The following is a 15,790-nucleotide window of genomic DNA, read 5'->3' as shown; positions in this document are numbered from 1 at the left end:
GGGACAGCCTCAAGCACGATTTTCTCGTGCAGCAAGGCTGACCCAGTAGCGCGTGCGTGCTTGTACCTGCAACGGCAGGCTGGCGGCGAGCAAGGCAAGAACCCGGTCGGTATCATCAAGGCGGAAAGTGCCAGTTACCCGCAGGCGCTCCAGTTCCGGCGCCCAACGCAGCACGCCGGGGCGGTACCTGCGCAGCTCGTGCAACAAGTCGCCCAAGGGGCGGTCATCCAGCCGCAGTACGCCCTCACGCCAGCCCAGCCGCCATTCATCCAGGCCTGTCACCGGACCGACACCTGCCACCTGCAAGCTGGCCTGCTGCCCGGCGTGCAGTACGTGTGCCGGGCCGCGCAGTGGCTGCAGGCTGGCTACGCCATCGGCCACCAATACCCGGCAGGCCTCATCGACCAGCCGCAGGCAAACTTCACCACCGCCGAGCACCACCTGGCCATAAGGCACCTGCAACGTCAGGTTCAGGTTGGCGGGCACCTTCACTGCCACTTCGCCGCGAAGCAACGTCAGGCGGCGTGCATTCATGTCGATATCCACCGCACTGTCGGTGTTCATCTGCACGAATGTGCCATCGCTCAACAGCACCTGCCGACGTTCGCCTACCGAGGTGTGCATGTCGGCAGTCCAGGCATCCAGAGGCAGCTCACGGCTGACCAGCCAGGCTGTCGGCAACAGCGCGGCGATAGCCAAGGCTTGCTTGAGCAGTGCGCGTCGGCCGGCGTCCGGGCGGTCCAGAGTTGCCATGGCCAAAGCGCCGGGTAAAGCGGTAAAGCGCTGACGCAACAATGATGCCTTTTGCCAGGCGTCTTCATGCAAGCTGCTGCTGGCCCGCCATTGCGCCAGGCGCAGCAAGTCGCCCTCACTGGCGTCGCCAGAATCCAGCAGCGCCAGCCAGCGGGCGGCAGCACGCACAGCTTCGCGGATTTCGGGGGAATGGGGGGTCATTGCAATTCGGCCAGCAGGCAATGTTCGTAAGCCTGCGCCATGTAGCGTTTCACCGAGCGCTCGCAAACGCCCAGGCGCTTGCCGATTTCGGCGTAACCCACACCTTCGAGCTGGCTCCAGAGAAAGGCCTTGCGCACTGGTGCCTTCAGGCCATCGAGCAATTCGTCGAGTACTTGCAGGGTTTCCAGCAATATCCAGCGTTTTTCTGGCGAGGGCACATGCTGCTCGGGCAAGGTGGCCAAAGCATCGAGATAAGCCTGTTCCAGGCTACGTCGCTGGTGGAAGTTGCTCAGCAGGCGCTTGCCGACTGTCAGCAGGTAGGCCCTTGGCTCACGTATGTCTGCCAATGGTTGGGCACTGGTCAGTACCCGCAGAAAAGTATCCTGGCTGAGATCGGCGGCATCCCAGGCATTGCCCAGGCGCCGGCGTAGCCAGGTTTCGAGCCAGCTGCGGTGCTCCCGGTACAGGGCAGGCAGGCTAGGTTCCGTTGGCGGCGCGGCGTCGATCATGAGGATGGCCCTGCGGCGGCGTAAATAGGATTAATTCTAATTTACGTTGCGGCGCAGGGCCAAGCGGTTTGTTACCGGTCAGGCAATCGCTGCATCCACCAGCACCTGCGCTTCCTGCACCAGGCGCTGCAGGTGCGCCTCGTCGATGAAGCTTTCGGCGTAGATCTTGTAGATGTCCTCGGTGCCCGACGGCCGTGCGGCGAACCATCCGTTGGCGGTCATCACCTTCAGCCCGCCAATCGCCTGGCCATTGCCCGGCGCGTGGCTGAGGATCTGCACGATAGGCTCACCGGCCAGTTCGGTCGACTTGACCTGCTCCGGCGCCAGCTTGCTCAGCAGCGCTTTCTGCCGCGCATCGGCCTTGGCTTCGACCCGGGTAGCGTACGGTTTGCCCAAGGCTTCGGTCAGGTCCGCGTAGGCCTGGCTCGGGTTACGACCGGTGCGGGCGGTCATCTCGGCAGCCAGCAAGGCCGGGATCAGCCCGTCTTTGTCGGTCGCCCACACGGAGCCATCGCGGCGCAGGAACGACGCACCGGCACTCTCTTCGCCGCCAAAGCCCAGCGAGCCGTCGAACAACCCTTGGGCAAAGAACTTGAAGCCCACCGGCACTTCGTACAGCTCACGGCCCAGACGCTGGGTGACGCGGTCGATCAGGCCGCTGGACACCACGGTTTTGCCAACGGCAGCATCGCTACGCCATTGCGGGCGGTGGCGGTACAGGTAGTCGATGGCCACAGCCAGGTAGTTGTTCGGTTGCAGCAGGCCTTCCGGGGTAACGATGCCGTGGCGGTCGTGGTCCGGATCGCAGGCGAAGGCCACATCGAAGCGCTCGCGAAGGCCGATCAGGCCCTGCATGGCGTATGGCGAGGACGGGTCCATGCGGATCTGGCCGTCCCAGTCGACGGTCATGAAGCGGAAGGTGGGGTCTACCTCGGTGTTCACCACTTCCAGGTCCAGCTTGTAGTGTTCGGCAATGGCCGACCAGTAGCGCACCCCTGCCCCGCCCAGCGGGTCGACGCCCAGGCGCAGTTTGGCGCCACGGATGACATCGAAGTCGATGACGTTTTCCAGGTCCGCCACATAGCTGCTCACGTAATCGTGGCGCTGGGTGGTCGGGGCCTGCAGCGCCTGGGCATGGTCCATGCGCTTGACGCCTGCCAGGTTCGCCGCCAGCAGTTCGTTGGCCTTGGCCTCGACCCACTTGGTCACATCGCTGTCGGCCGGGCCGCCATTGGGCGGGTTGTACTTGAAGCCACCGCTTTGCGGCGGGTTGTGCGACGGGGTGATGACGATGCCGTCGGCCAGGCCCTGCTGGCGGCCACGGTTGTGGCAGAGGATGGCGTGGGACACAGCCGGCGTGGGCGTGTATTCGTCGTCCTTCGACAACCTGACTTGCACGCCGTTGGCCGCCAGCACTTCCAGCGCGCTGGCCGTGGCCGGGGCCGACAGGGCGTGAGTGTCGGCGCCGATGAACAGCGGGCCATCGATGCCCTTTTCCTGGCGGTACAGGCAGATGGCCTGGGTGATGGCCAGCACGTGGTATTCGTTGAAACTCAATTCAAGCGAAGTGCCCCGGTGCCCCGAGGTGCCGAAGGCCACCCGCTGGGCCGCCACGGCAGCGTCTGGGCGGCCGGTGTAATAGGCGGTGAGCAGTCGGGGAATATCGACCAGCACGCTGGCCGGAGCCGGCTTGCCTGCCAAAGGACTGAGCGTCATGCAAAAACCTCGAGTTCAACAGATGTTGGTGTTGGAACGTGCAGTGTACTGAGAGTTGCAAGGGTGTGCGATGGGTGCCGGCAAAGAACAAGCTAGAGTAGAGACCACACCCACCGTGAATGAGGCCCCATGGCTTTCCACCGCCTGACCCGTACCCACCCCCGCCTGAGCTTCGCCGCAGCGGCAGGCCTGATTGGCGCCTGGCTGATCCCTGCCGATGACGCCGTGCAACACATCCTCGCTGGCTGGAACCTGGGCGTCTGGCTTTACCTGTTGCTGGTGCTGTACCTGAGCTGGGGCGCCGGCCCGGAAAAGGTCCGCAAGGTTGCCCGCGTCGAAGACGAAAACGCAGGCCTGGTCCTGCTCACCGTGTGCATTGCCGCCATCGCCAGCCTCGCCGCAGTCACCCTGCAACTGGTGTCCAGCCGTGGGCTGCAAGGCGCAGACCTGGCCCTGCACTACCTCTACACCGGCCTGACCGTGGCCGGTTCCTGGCTGCTGATTGGCTGCATCTTCAGCCTGCATTACGCCCGGCTGTTCTATACCGGGCAGAATCACGAGCCACCGCTGCGCTTCGCCGATGGCGAGCGCAACCCGGACTATTGGGACTTTCACTACTTCTCGTTCACCATCAGCGTGGCCGTGCAAACGTCAGATGTGGGGGTTGCCGGCAGGCGGCTGCGGCGGATCGTGCTGGCGCATTCCATCGTAGGTTTCGTGTTCAATACCGCAATTCTGGGGTTCACCATCAACATTGCCGCCGGGTTGCTGGGCTGAGCGCACCACTCGTCTGAAAAACTGTGTGCCAAACAGCTCTGAAACCGGACTTAACAGAGCGGAAAACCGTTCCTATCACGCCTGGAAAACGTTTGCCCTGCCGACTGCAGCGCCAAGGATTTCGTGACGCGTATGTGACCGCTGTCATGCATTGGCACATTTGTCGTATTTGCAACCGAGAATCACGCGTGGCAGCTGCTATGTTTACATTCCCGGCAGCCGCATCGATGTGGCCATCCGCTCACCACGTCCAGGCACGGACAAGGAGGCAGGCATGAACAAGATGACGTTCCCCAACGCCTGCCAGGTGATGCGCTGGCATTTTCACCCGCTGGGCTTCGAGGCCATCATGGATGCGCCACGCAGCATGGTGGCGCGACTCTTCGACCGCGCTACCGGCGAAACGCTACTGGCCATAGCCGGTATCCCCTGCACGGCAGTCATGGCTGCCGCCGACGTTGAACGCATCATCGAGGCCGTCGAAGCGGAGATGGACGCGTTTATCCCCAGCTTCACCTTGCGCGATGCCGTCTAGCCCGCTGCGGTATCTTGCGGCCGCAATGCTTGCAACTTGCTCATGAACTGTTCGGCGGGCACGGGCTGGCCCAGCAGGTAGCCTTGCAGCGAATCACACCCAAGTCGGGTCAGGAAGTCTTGCTGCTTGTCGGTCTCCACCCCTTCGGCAACGATGCGCAGGCCCAGCGCCTGGCCCAGTGCGACGATGGCCGAGACAATCGCTGCATCGTCGCTGTCCTGTTCCAGGTCACGCACGAAGCCACGGTCGATCTTCAGCTCGTTGGCCGGCAGGCGTTTGAGGTACATCAGGCTGGAGTAGCCGGTGCCAAAATCATCGATGGACAGGTCCACACCCATGTCGGACAGGCGTTGCAGCACGGTCAGGCTGGCATCGGCATCGTGCATGGCGGTGGTTTCGGTAATTTCCAGTGTCAGGCAGTTGGCCGGCAGGCCGTTCTGTTGCAGGGCCCGGGCCACGCTCTCGACCAGCCCGGCATGGCAGAACTGGATGGCCGACAGGTTCACGGCCATGCGCCAGCCTTGATGCCCTTGGTCCAGCCACTGGCGCATCTGCCGGCAGGCTTCGTCCAGCACCCATTCACCGATAGGAATGATCAGGCCGGTTTTCTCTGCCAGGCCAATGAAGCGGTCAGGCAGCAGTAGCCCTTGCTGCGGGTGTTCCCAGCGCAGCAAGGCCTCGGCACCGATCGGCTGACAAGCCTGGGCGTCGAACTTGGGCTGGTAGTGCAACCGGAACTGGCGCTGCTCCAGCGCCTGGCGCAGGTCCTGCAGCAGTTGCAGTTGCTGGCGGGCGTTGCTGTTCATCGACACGTCGAAGAAGCTGTAGCCGTTCTTGCCGGCGCTCTTGGCGTGGTACATGGCAGCGTCGGCATTGCGCAACAGCTCGTGCTGGTCCTGGCCGTTGCCCGGATACAGGACAATGCCCAGGCTCGCCGACAGTTGCAGGTCGTGTTCGGCCACGCGGAATGGTCGCGACACCAGGTTGACCTGCTTGACCGCCACGTCCATGGCATCGTTCGGCTCCTGCAATTCCACCAGCAGCACGAACTCGTCACCGCCGATGCGCGCCAACGTGTCCTGGCTGTGCAAGTGGCCGCGCAGCCGCCCCGCCACGGCCTTGAGCAGCAGGTCGCCAATGTGGTGACCGAAGGCATCGTTGACCGGTTTGAAACCGTCCAGATCAATGAACATCAGGGCAAAACAGCCGCCCTGCTCCGCCACCCTGGCAATGGCCTGCTCGATGCGGTCGGCCAGCAACGTGCGGTTGGGCAGATCGGTCAGGGTATCGTGCAGGGCCAGCTGGGTGAGCTCCTGGTTGGCCAGGGTCAGCGAACGGGCCAGTTCGGCGGTGCGCGCCTCCAGGCGCGCGTCCAGCACCGAGGTGAGCAAGGCCACGGCCAACACCGCCAAGGTAGTGATCAACACCAGGTAAACCAGGCTGTCGCCCTGCAACCCACCTGCCAGCGCACCGCAGAAACTGCCTTCGGGGAAGTTCGCCGCCGCCATGCCGGTGTAATGCATGCCGACGATGGCAAACCCCATGACCACTGCCGCCAGCCCGCGGATCTGCCGCACGTAGGGGGTGTGTTTGCGCAGACGGAAGGCGATCCATAACGCCGCCGCAGACGCATCCACGGCAATCAGCAGCGAAGCGCCAAACAGCGTCGGGTCATAGTCGATGCCCGGCAGCATGCGCAGCGCGGCCATGCCGGTGTAGTGCATGCAGGCGATGCCGGCGCCCATGATCAGCGCGCCGAAGCCCAGTTGCAGGCACGGCAGGCTCGGCTGGCTAACCAGCCACAGGGCAAAGCCCGAGGACAGCACGGCGATCAGCAGCGAGAACGCGGTAAGCGCCAGGTCATAACCCAGGTCGATAGGCAGGCTGAACGCGAGCATGCCGATAAAGTGCATCGACCACACGCCGATGCCCATGGCCAACGCGCCGCCCCCCATCCACAAGTAGGCAGCCCGGCCCTTGGCCGTGGCGATGCGGCCGGTCAGGTCAAGGGCGGTATAAGACGCCAGAATCGCCACGCACAGCGAAATCAGCACCAGCGAAGAGGAGTAGCTACCGGTCAGCATTGGAGTTCCAGCGACGGGACAGGGGGCCCGGCAAAAGCTGACGATTGTACTCAAGCTTAGGCGAAACGCACGGGGTTTCTGCGAATGGGAATGGATCCAATGCACTCTCTGCGGGAGAATGTCCAGCCCCTTTGGAACGCAGAGAGCAGGTCAATCCTGCTCGGCAAATGCCTGTTCTGCATCCCAGCCGCCACCCAGCGCAGCCACCAGCTGCACACTGGCCACCAAGCGACCTTGCAACAGGTTCAACACACTGCGCTCGTTGCTCAATGCCGTGGTCTGCACGTTCACCACATCCAGGTAGCCGATCAACCCTGCGCGGTACTGGTTCTCGGTCAGGCGCAGCGACTCGCGGGCGGCATCCAGCGCTTCCTGGCGCACCACCGCTTCATCGCCGTACACCTTCAACTGCACCAGCAGGTTCTCCACTTCCTTGAAGCCGTCGAGCACGGTCTGGCGGTATTGCGCCACGGTCTGGTCATACGCGGCCACCGTGCGGTCCACCTCGGCGCTGCGCTTGCCAGCGTCGAACAGGGTCAGCGCCAGTTGCGGGCCTACCGACCAGTAGCGGTTGGGCAGCTCGATCCAGTTGCTGAAGCTGCTGCTGGAATAGCCGCCGCTCATGCTCAGGCTCAGATCGGGGAAATACGCCGCCCGTGACACGCCGATGTTGGCATTGGCGGCCATCACGTTACGCTCGGCAGCAGCAATATCCGGGCGCCGCTCCAGCAGCTGCGAAGGCAGGGATACCGGGATTTGCGGCAGCGCAGGAATGTCCTTGCTGTCGTCCAGAGCAAAGTCGGCCGGGGTTTTGCCCAACAGCACGGCAATGGCGTTTTCGAACTGCGCACGCTGCCAGATCAGGTCGATCAGGTCAGCCTGGGTGCTCTTGAGCTGGGTGCGTGCCTGGGCCACCGCATCCGGCCCCGCAACGCCGGCGCGATACTGGTTTTCGTTCATCCGCAACGAGCGCTCGTAGGCCGCCACAGTGGCTTCCAGCAGACGCTTTTGCTCGTCTATTACCCGCAGTTGCAGGTAGTTCTGCACCAGCTCGGATTGCTGGCTCAAGCGGATCGACGCGAGGTCGGCGAAGCTGGCTTCGGCACTGGCCTCGTTGGCATTCATGGTTTCGCGCAGCTTGCCCCACAGGTCGATTTCCCAGCTCACACCCAACTGCGCGTTGTAGGTGTTGCGAATACCGCTGCTGTTGTTGGACAGGCTCGAACTGGAACTGCCGGTGCCCTGGGCCGAGCGGTTCTTGCTGGTGCTCAGGTCCAGGCTCGGGAACAACGCCGCGCGGCTGCTGCGCACCAGCGCCTGGGCCTGGCGGTACTGGGCTTCTGATTGCGCTACGGTCTGGTTGCTACGGTTCAGTTCCTCAACCAGCGCATTGAGCCCGGCATCGCCGTAGATTTCCCACCAGGCGCCGCGGGCGATGGCGTCGGATGGGGCGGCCTGGGTCCAGCCTTCGGCGTGCTTGAACTGCGCCGCCGAGCTGTTAAGTTCGGGGCGATGGTAGTCCGGGCTCAAGGTACAGGCACTGAGCAGGGCCACGCACAACCCGGCGCCGAGCAGGCGCGAGCCACGCCCACGGGTCAGCGTTTGCAGGGCACGATGAAGTGGGGTCTGGGCAAAAGTCATAGCGGGTTTTCCAGGGCGGCGTCGGTGCGCACGCCGCGCCAACGGTTGAAACGGTGGCGCAGGCGGTCCAGGTACAGGTAGACCACCGGCGTCGTGTAAAGGGTGAGGATCTGGCTGAACACCAGGCCACCAATGATGGTCAGGCCCAGCGGCTGGCGCATTTCTGCACCTTCTGCATGGCTCAACAGCAGCGGCAAGGCGCCAAGAATGGCCGCCAGGGTGGTCATCAGGATCGGCCGCAGGCGCAGCAGGCACGCCCGGCGAATCGACTCCTCCGGCGACAGCCCTTGGTGACGCTCCAGTTGCAAGGCCAGGTCGATCATCAGGATGGCGTTTTTCTTCACCACGCCAATCAGCAGGAACAGCCCCAGCAGCGAGATCAGGCTGAACTCGCCCCCCGTGACGTACAACGCGAGCAAGGCCCCGACACCGGCTGAAGGCAGTGTCGAAAGAATGGTCAGCGGGTGAATGTAGCTTTCGTACAAGATGCCCAGCACCAGGTACACCAGCACCAGCGCACCGAGGATCATGAACGGTTGGCCCTCCTGCGTCTTGGCAAAGGCGTCGGCAGTGCCACCCAGCTTGGCGATCACTTCCTCAGGCAAGCCCAACTTGGCCACTGCGCGCTCCAGCGCTGCCATGGCCTGGTCGGGGCTGTAGCCTTCCGCGACGTCGAAGGCAATGTCTTCCGAGGCGAACTGGCCTTCGTGGCTGACGCGGTCGTTGGCCAGGCTGTTTTCGTAGTGGGCGATGGTGGACAGCGGCACGCGGGCGCCCTCGGCGGTGATCACCTGCACTTGCTCCAGGGTGCTTGGGTCCCAGGCGTATTTCGGGTTGATCTCCAGCACCACCTGGTACTGGTTGAGGCTGTCGTAGATGGTAGAAATCTGCCGCTGGCTGTAGGCGTTGTTCAACACCGTGGTAACCATGTCCATGTCGATGCCCAGGCGCTTGGCCTGGTCGCGGTCGACCACCAGGGTCACCTGCTGGGTGCCGGCACCGTCACGCGCATCGATAGCAGTGAGTTCCGGCAGTGCACGTACAGCAGCGACCACTTTCGGGAACCACTCACGCAGCGCTGCCAGGTCGCCACTCTGCAGGGTATACAGGTACTGCGACGACGTCTGGTCACGGCCACCGCCGCCCAGTTGCAGGTCCTGGTCGGCCATCAGGAACAGGCGCCCGCCAGGCACTTTGGGCATTTCCTTGCGCAGGCGCTCGATCACCTTCTGCGCATCGATCTTGCGCTCGCTGATCGGTTTCAGCCGCACCAGCACCATGGCGTTGTTGGTACCGCTGTTGCCACCGATGAAACCTGCAACGCTCTGCACTGCCGGGTCGGCGAGCAATGCACGGCGGTAGATTTCCATCTTCGGCTGCATCACGGTGAACGACAGCCCGTCGTCGCCGCGGATAAAGCCCATCAGCTGCCCGGTGTCCTGCTGCGGGATCAACGTCTTGGGCACCACTACGTACAGCGCGATGTTGATGCCGATGGTGGCCAACAGGCTGAGCAGCGTCAGGCGATTGTGGCGCAGGGCCCAGCCCAGGCTGCGGTCGTAGGCGTTGACCATGCGCTGGTGCAGTTTGTCGCTCCAGCGTTGCAGGCGTGTCTGCTCGGCCTGATGCGGTTTGAGCCAGCGGGCGCAGAGCATGGGCGTCAGGGTCAGCGACACCACCAGCGACACGATGATCGCCGCCGCCAAGGTGATGGAGAACTCCTGGAACAGGTTGCGCACGATGCCACCCATGAACAGGATGGAGACGAATACCGCCACCAGCGACACGTTCATCGACAGCAAGGTGAAGCCTACTTCCTTGGCGCCGAGGAAGGCCGCCTTCATCGGCGGCTGGCCGTCCTCGATGTGCCGCGAGATGTTTTCCAGCACCACGATGGCGTCGTCCACCACCAGGCCGGTAGCCAGAATCAGCGCCATCAGCGACAGGTTGTTCAGCGAGAACCCGCACAGGTACATGACCGCGAAGGTGCCCACCAGCGACACCGGCACGGCCAGGCTGGGGATCAGCGAGGCGCGCAGGCTGCCGAGGAACAGGTACACCACCAGGATCACCAGCACCACGGCAATCAGCAGGGTGTGCTCGGCCTCTTTCAGGGTGGCCTTGATCACGGGCGAGCGGTCCATGGCCACGTTCAGTTGCACGCTGGCTGGCAGCAACGACTGCAGGGCCGGCAGCTGTGCCTTGATCTGGTCAACCGTTTCGATGATGTTGGCGCCGGTCTGGCGGTTGACCACCAGCAGCACGGCCGCCTGGTCATTGAAGAAGCCGCTGTTGTACCGGTTCTCGACGCCATCGGTGATGGTCGCCACGTCGGACAGGCGCAGGATGGTACCGTTTTGCTGGCGGATCACCACCGGCTCGTAGTCCTTGGCGCTTTCCAGCTGGTCGTTGGCGCGCACCTGCCAGTTGCGCTCGGCGTCCTCGACAAAGCCCATGGGCCTACGCTGGTTGGCGTTGGACACCGCCGTGCGCACTTCGTCCAGCGACAGGTTGTACTGGTTGAGCAGTTGCGGCTCGACGGCGATGCGCACCGCCGGCAGCGAGCTGCCGCCGATCTGCACCTCCCCTACCCCCGACACCTGGGCCAGGCTCTGCGACAGGATGGTGTCGGCCAGGTCGTACAGCTGGCCTTTCTGCAGCACATCCGAGGTCAGCGACAGCACCATGATCGGCGCCTGGGACGGGTTGATCTTTTTGTAGGTGGGCATGCTGCGCATGCCGCTGGGCAGCAGGTTACGGGTGGCGTTGATCGCCGCCTGCACCTCGCGCGCCGCACCGTCGATGTCGCGGCCCATCTCGAAGCCGATGATCACCCGTGTGGAGCCTTGGTTGGAGCTGCTGGTCAGGGTGGTCACGCCAGCAATGCTGCCCAGCTTGCGCTCCAGCGGCGTGGCCACAGTGGAGGCCATCACTTCCGGGCTGGCGCCGGACAGGTTGGCCGACACCACGATCACCGGGAAGTCCATCTGCGGCAGCGGCGCCACCGGCAGCAAGCCGAAGCTGACCCCACCCAGCAGCATGATCGCCAGGCTCAACAGCATGGTCGCCACCGGGCGACGGATGAAAGGACCGGACAGGTTCATGCCTCGGCCTGCTTCACATCAGTGGCCGGGCGCCAGCGGCGAGCCAGGCGGTCGAAGTAGAGGTAGATGACCGGGGTGGTGAACAGCGTCAGCACCTGGCTGACCAGCAAACCGCCCACCATCACCAGGCCCAGTGGCTGACGCAGCTCGGCGCCGGAACCGGTGGCGAGCATCAGCGGCACGGCACCGAACAGCGCGGCCAGGGTGGTCATCAGGATCGGCCGGAAGCGCAGCAGCGCGGCCTGGTAGATGGCATCGCGCGGGCTCATGCTTTGGTTACGCTCGGCCTCCAGGGCGAAGTCGATCATCATGATGGCATTCTTCTTGACGATACCGATCAGCAGGATGATACCGATGATGGCGATCATGCCCAGGTCGTTGCCGCTAATGAGCAGCGCCAGCAAAGCGCCCACTGCTGCCGACGGCAAGGTCGAGAGGATGGTCACCGGGTGAATGTAGCTTTCGTACAGCACCCCCAGCACGATGTACATGGTCACCACCGCCGCCAGGATCAGCAGCAAGGTGCTCGACAGCGATGCCTGGAAGGCCTGCGCCGCACCCTGGAAGCGGGTTTGCACGCCCAGCGGCATGCCGATGTCCTTCTGTACCTGCTCGATCACCTGAACGGCTTCGCCCAGCGATGCACCGTGGGCCAGGTTGAACGACAGGGTGACTGCCGGGAACTGGCCGATGTGGGAAATGGCCAACTGGGCCTGGCGCTGCTCAATACGCGCCAGCGCCGACAGGCGCACCTGGCCGCCATCGGTGGCCTTGACGTGAATCGACTCCAGCGCTCGCGGGCCGATAAGTGCCGCGTCCTGCGACTGCAGTACCACACGGTACTGGCTGGCCTGGGTGTAGATGGTGGAGATCTGCCGTTGGCCAAAGGCGTCATACAGGGCGTTGGTGATCTGCGACACCGTGATGCCCAGGCGGCTGGCCATGTCACGGTCAATCACCAGGTAGACCTGCAAGCCTTTGTCCTGCAGGTCGCTGGCCACGTCGGCCAGTTCCGGGCGCTGCTGCAGCGCCTGTACCAGCTTGCTGCTCCATTGGGCCAACAGGTCGGCGTCGGGCGACGACAGGCTGAACTGGTACTGGGTGCGGCTGACACGGTCTTCGATACTCAGGTCTTGCACCGGCTGCATGAACAGGCGGATACCCACCAGCCGGTCGAGTTGCGGCTGCAGGCGGCTGATGACCTCGCTGGCGGTGACATCCCGTTCGCCATGGGGCTTGAGGTTGATCAGCAGGCGGCCACTGTTGAGCGTGGCGTTGTCGCCGTCTACACCGATATAGGACGACAGACTTTGAACCGCCGGGTCCTGCAGGATGACCTTGCTCAGGGCCTGCTGGCGCTCGCTCATGGCGGCAAACGAGGTGGACTGCGGCGCTTCGGAAATGCCCTGGATTACCCCGGTGTCCTGCACCGGGAAGAAGCCCTTGGGCACCACCATGTACAAGAACACCGTCAGCGCCAGGCTGGCCACGGCGACCAGCAGGGTCAGCGGCTGGTGCTTCAGCACCCATTGCAGGGCACTGCCGTAGTGCTTGATCAGCCAGTCGATCCAGGCACCACTGGCACGGTAGAAGCGCCCCTGCTCTTCTTCCTTGGGCTCGCGTTTGAGCAGCCGGGCGCACATCATCGGCGTCAGGGTCAGCGACACCACCAGGGAAATCAGGATGGCCACCGCCAGGGTAATGGCGAACTCGCGGAACAGCCGGCCAACCACGTCAGCCATGAACAGCAGCGGGATCAGTACCGCGATCAGCGAGAAGGTCAGGGAAATCAAGGTGAAGCCGATTTGCCGGGCGCCCTTGAGCGCCGCCTGCATGGGCGTCTCGCCCTCTTCGATATGCCGCGAGATGTTTTCCAGCATCACGATGGCATCATCGACCACGAAGCCGGTGGCGATGGTCAGCGCCATCAGCGTCAGGTTGTTGACCGAAAAACCGGCCAGGTACATGACGCCGAAGGTGCCGATCAGCGACAAAGGCACGGCAATCGAAGGGATAATGGTGGCACTGAAGCGGCGCAGAAAGAGGAAGGTGACCATCACCACCAGGGCGATGGCGATCAGCAGTTCGTGCTGTACGTCCTTCACGGCTGCGCGAATGGTCTGGGTACGGTCGGTCAACACCGACACATCCAGCCCAGCCGGCAGGTTGTCGGTGATCGAAGGCAACAAGTCCTTGATGCGGTCGACCACTTCGATCACGTTGGCGCCCGGCTGACGCTGGATATTCAACAGCACTGCATGATTTTCGTTGGCCCAGGCGGCCAGGCGCTCGTTCTCCGCGCCGTCGACAATTTCGGCCACGTCTTTCAAGCGCAGCGGCGCACCGTTGTTGTAGGCCAGGATCAGGTTGGCGTATTCCTCGGGGGAACGCAGCTGGTCGTTGGCATCGAGCATCGACACCCGGGTCGGGCCGTCGAAGTTGCCCTTGGGCTGGTTGACGTTGGACGCGCCAATCAGCGTGCGCACGTCATCCAGGTTCAGGCCGTTGGCGGCCAAGGCATCGACGTTGACCTTGATGCGCACTGCCTGGCGCTGGCCGCCGGCAATGCTGACCATGCCCACGCCACTGATCTGCGCGAGCTTTTGCGCCACGCGGGTGTCGACCAGGTCGTTGAGCTTGGGCAGCGGCATGGTCTTGCTGGAGATGGCCAAGGTCAGCACCGGGGTGTCGGCCGGGTTGACCTTGTTGTACACCGGTGGCGCTGGCAGGTCGCTGGGCAGCAGGTTGCTGGCGGCGTTGATCGCGGCCTGCACCTGTTGCTCGGCAACGTCCATGTTCATGTCGAGGTTGAAGCGCAAGGTCAGCACCGACGCGCCGCCGGAGCTGGTCGAGGCCATTTGCTCAAGGCCAGGCATCTGGCCGAACTGGCGCTCTAGCGGTGCGGTGACTGCACTGGTCATGACCTGCGGGCTGGCGCCGGGGTACAGGGTCATGACGCGGATGGTCGGGTAATCCACCTGCGGCAAGGCAGAAACCGGCAGCAGCTTGTAGGCGATCAGGCCGGCCAGGACGATGGCCAGCATGCTCAGCGTGGTGGCGACCGGCCGCAGAATGAACAGACGCGAGAGGTTCATGCGCCCGCCTTGCCTGCTGCTTTGCCAGGTTGTGCTTCACCGGTTTGCGCCGAACCTTTGGCCTCTTGCCCTTGCAGGTGCTGGCCCGGGGTGGTCGGCACTTGCGAGCTGTCTTCGACCACTTCAACCTTGGTGCCTTCGCGCAGGCGGTCGGTACCTTCCAGCACCAGCCGGTCACCGGCCTTCAGGCCGTCGAGAATGACGCTGTTCTCGCCATCACTGGCGCCCACCTTGACCTTGCGCACGTTAACGGTGTTCTCGGCATTGACCACGTAGGCGAAGCTACCGTCATTGCCGAACTGGATGGCCGCCGCCGGGGCCATGACCACCTGCTTGAGGGTATCGGCCAGCAAACGCACGTTGACGAACTGGTTGGGGAACAGGGCCAGGTCCTTGTTCTCGAAGCGGCCTTTGAACTTGAGGGTGCCAGTGGTGGTGTCGATCTGGTTGTCGATGCTGCCCAGCACGCCGGTAGATTGCAATTTGCTGTCACTGCGGTCCCAGGCCTCGACCGGCAGGCTGGCGCCACTGCGATAACGCTCCAGCACGGTGCTCAGCTGGGTTTCCGGCAGGGTGAAGGCGACGTTGATCGGCTCGGTCTGGGTGATGACCACCAGTGCGGTGGTGTCGTTGGCCGCCACCAGGTTGCCCAGGTCAAGCTGACGCAGGCCGACACGGCCGCTGATCGGCGCACGGATCTGGGTGAAGTCGAGGTTCAGGCGGGCATCGTTGACCTGGGCCTGGTTGGTCTTGACCAGCCCCTGGAATTGCGCCACCTGTGCTTCGGCGGTGTCGAGGGTTTGCTTGGCGATGCTGTCTTCGGCGTACAGGCCTTTGTAACGGGCCAGGTCGACCTGGGCGTTCTTCAACTGCGCCTGGTTCTGCGCCAAGGTGCCTTCGGCTTGCTGCAAGGCGATGCGGTACGAGCGCGGGTCGATTTCGGCGAGCAAGTCGCCGGCCTTGACCTGCTGGCCTTCCTTGAAGTGGATTTTCACCAGTTCGCCAGCCACGCGGCTGCGTACGTTGACGGTGTTGGTCGCGGTGACCGTGCCAAGGGCCTTGTAGTACAGCGGGAAATCACCCACTCGCACCGGCTCGACGCGCACGGGTACCGCTTCGCTGGAGCCGCCAAAGCCCGGGCGACCGCCCATCATGCCCATGCCCTTGCCGCCGCGCCCGCCGCCGCCACTGGCTTCTTTATGCGCAGGCGTTGCTGCAGGCCACAGCCACCAGGCCAGTGCAGCCACCAGCAGCAGGATCAGCAGGCCAACGAGCCAGCGACGGGGGGAACGGGAATTGGACGCTTGCATGGGTTGAACGAACCTTGTTCGGAATGGCGACTTGGGGAGGGTGGACGATAAGCAATGGCATCGTT

General features: G+C 63.7%; 10 protein-coding genes. 2 read left to right on the top strand and 8 right to left on the bottom strand.

Translation table 11 applies throughout. From position 1 onward, the window contains the following. Positions 1-9: 9 nt before the first annotated feature. From D906_RS23295 to pgm, 3 genes are all read right to left on the bottom strand, one after another. On the bottom strand, positions 10-954 hold the full coding sequence (locus D906_RS23295; protein ID WP_019098367.1) for a FecR domain-containing protein: 945 nt from the start codon (positions 952-954) through the stop codon (positions 10-12). After that, the gene (locus tag D906_RS23290; protein WP_019098366.1) at positions 951-1,463 is read right to left on the bottom strand and encodes a sigma-70 family RNA polymerase sigma factor; all 513 of its coding nucleotides are present in this window, start codon (positions 1,461-1,463) and stop codon (positions 951-953) included. The genes D906_RS23295 and D906_RS23290 overlap by 4 nt, the downstream gene beginning before the upstream one ends. A 78-nt stretch (positions 1,464-1,541) precedes the next feature. After that, entirely contained in the window at positions 1,542-3,179 is a 1,638-nt protein-coding gene (gene pgm / locus D906_RS23285; RefSeq protein ID WP_019098365.1) for a phosphoglucomutase (alpha-D-glucose-1,6-bisphosphate-dependent), read from the bottom strand. 129 nt (positions 3,180-3,308) lie between these two features. Between pgm and D906_RS23280 the strand changes: the two genes are divergently transcribed. Beyond that, positions 3,309-3,956 carry a DUF1345 domain-containing protein gene (locus D906_RS23280; protein WP_019098364.1) on the top strand — a complete coding sequence of 216 codons (648 nt, stop codon included), beginning with the start codon at positions 3,309-3,311 and terminating at the stop codon, positions 3,954-3,956. 274 nt (positions 3,957-4,230) lie between these two features. After that, positions 4,231-4,491 carry a DUF1652 domain-containing protein gene (locus D906_RS23275; RefSeq protein ID WP_019098363.1) on the top strand — a complete coding sequence of 87 codons (261 nt, stop codon included), beginning with the start codon at positions 4,231-4,233 and terminating at the stop codon, positions 4,489-4,491. Here the strand turns inward: D906_RS23275 and D906_RS23270 are convergent. From D906_RS23270 to D906_RS23250, 5 genes are all read right to left on the bottom strand, one after another. Continuing rightward, a complete protein-coding gene (locus D906_RS23270) occupies positions 4,488-6,575 on the bottom strand; it encodes a bifunctional diguanylate cyclase/phosphodiesterase (protein WP_027614945.1) in 2,088 nt (695 codons plus the stop codon). The two genes, D906_RS23275 and D906_RS23270, sit on opposite strands and share 4 nt — an antisense overlap. Positions 6,576-6,725: 150 nt before the next feature. Then, entirely contained in the window at positions 6,726-8,216 is a 1,491-nt protein-coding gene (locus D906_RS23265; protein WP_027614946.1) for an efflux transporter outer membrane subunit, read from the bottom strand. After that, positions 8,213-11,320: an efflux RND transporter permease subunit gene (locus tag D906_RS23260; protein ID WP_019098361.1), complete on the bottom strand. Its 3,108-nt coding sequence runs from the start codon at positions 11,318-11,320 to the stop codon at positions 8,213-8,215. Before D906_RS23260 ends, D906_RS23265 begins: the two co-directional genes overlap by 4 nt. Then, positions 11,317-14,415, bottom strand: a complete 3,099-nt coding sequence (locus tag D906_RS23255) for an MdtB/MuxB family multidrug efflux RND transporter permease subunit (RefSeq protein WP_019098360.1) — start codon at positions 14,413-14,415, stop codon at positions 11,317-11,319. The genes D906_RS23260 and D906_RS23255 overlap by 4 nt, the downstream gene beginning before the upstream one ends. After that, complete coding sequence (locus tag D906_RS23250) at positions 14,412-15,725, bottom strand: MdtA/MuxA family multidrug efflux RND transporter periplasmic adaptor subunit (protein ID WP_027608910.1); 1,314 nt, start codon at positions 15,723-15,725, stop codon at positions 14,412-14,414. Before D906_RS23250 ends, D906_RS23255 begins: the two co-directional genes overlap by 4 nt. Positions 15,726-15,790 lie beyond the last annotated feature (65 nt).

This window comes from Pseudomonas sp. LAIL14HWK12:I1 (assembly GCF_003202095.1).
GTDB classification, from domain to species: Bacteria; Pseudomonadota; Gammaproteobacteria; order Pseudomonadales; family Pseudomonadaceae; genus Aquipseudomonas; species Aquipseudomonas monteilii.
Note: the sequence above shows the minus strand (reverse complement) of the source record. Positions and strands in the feature narration are given on the sequence as shown.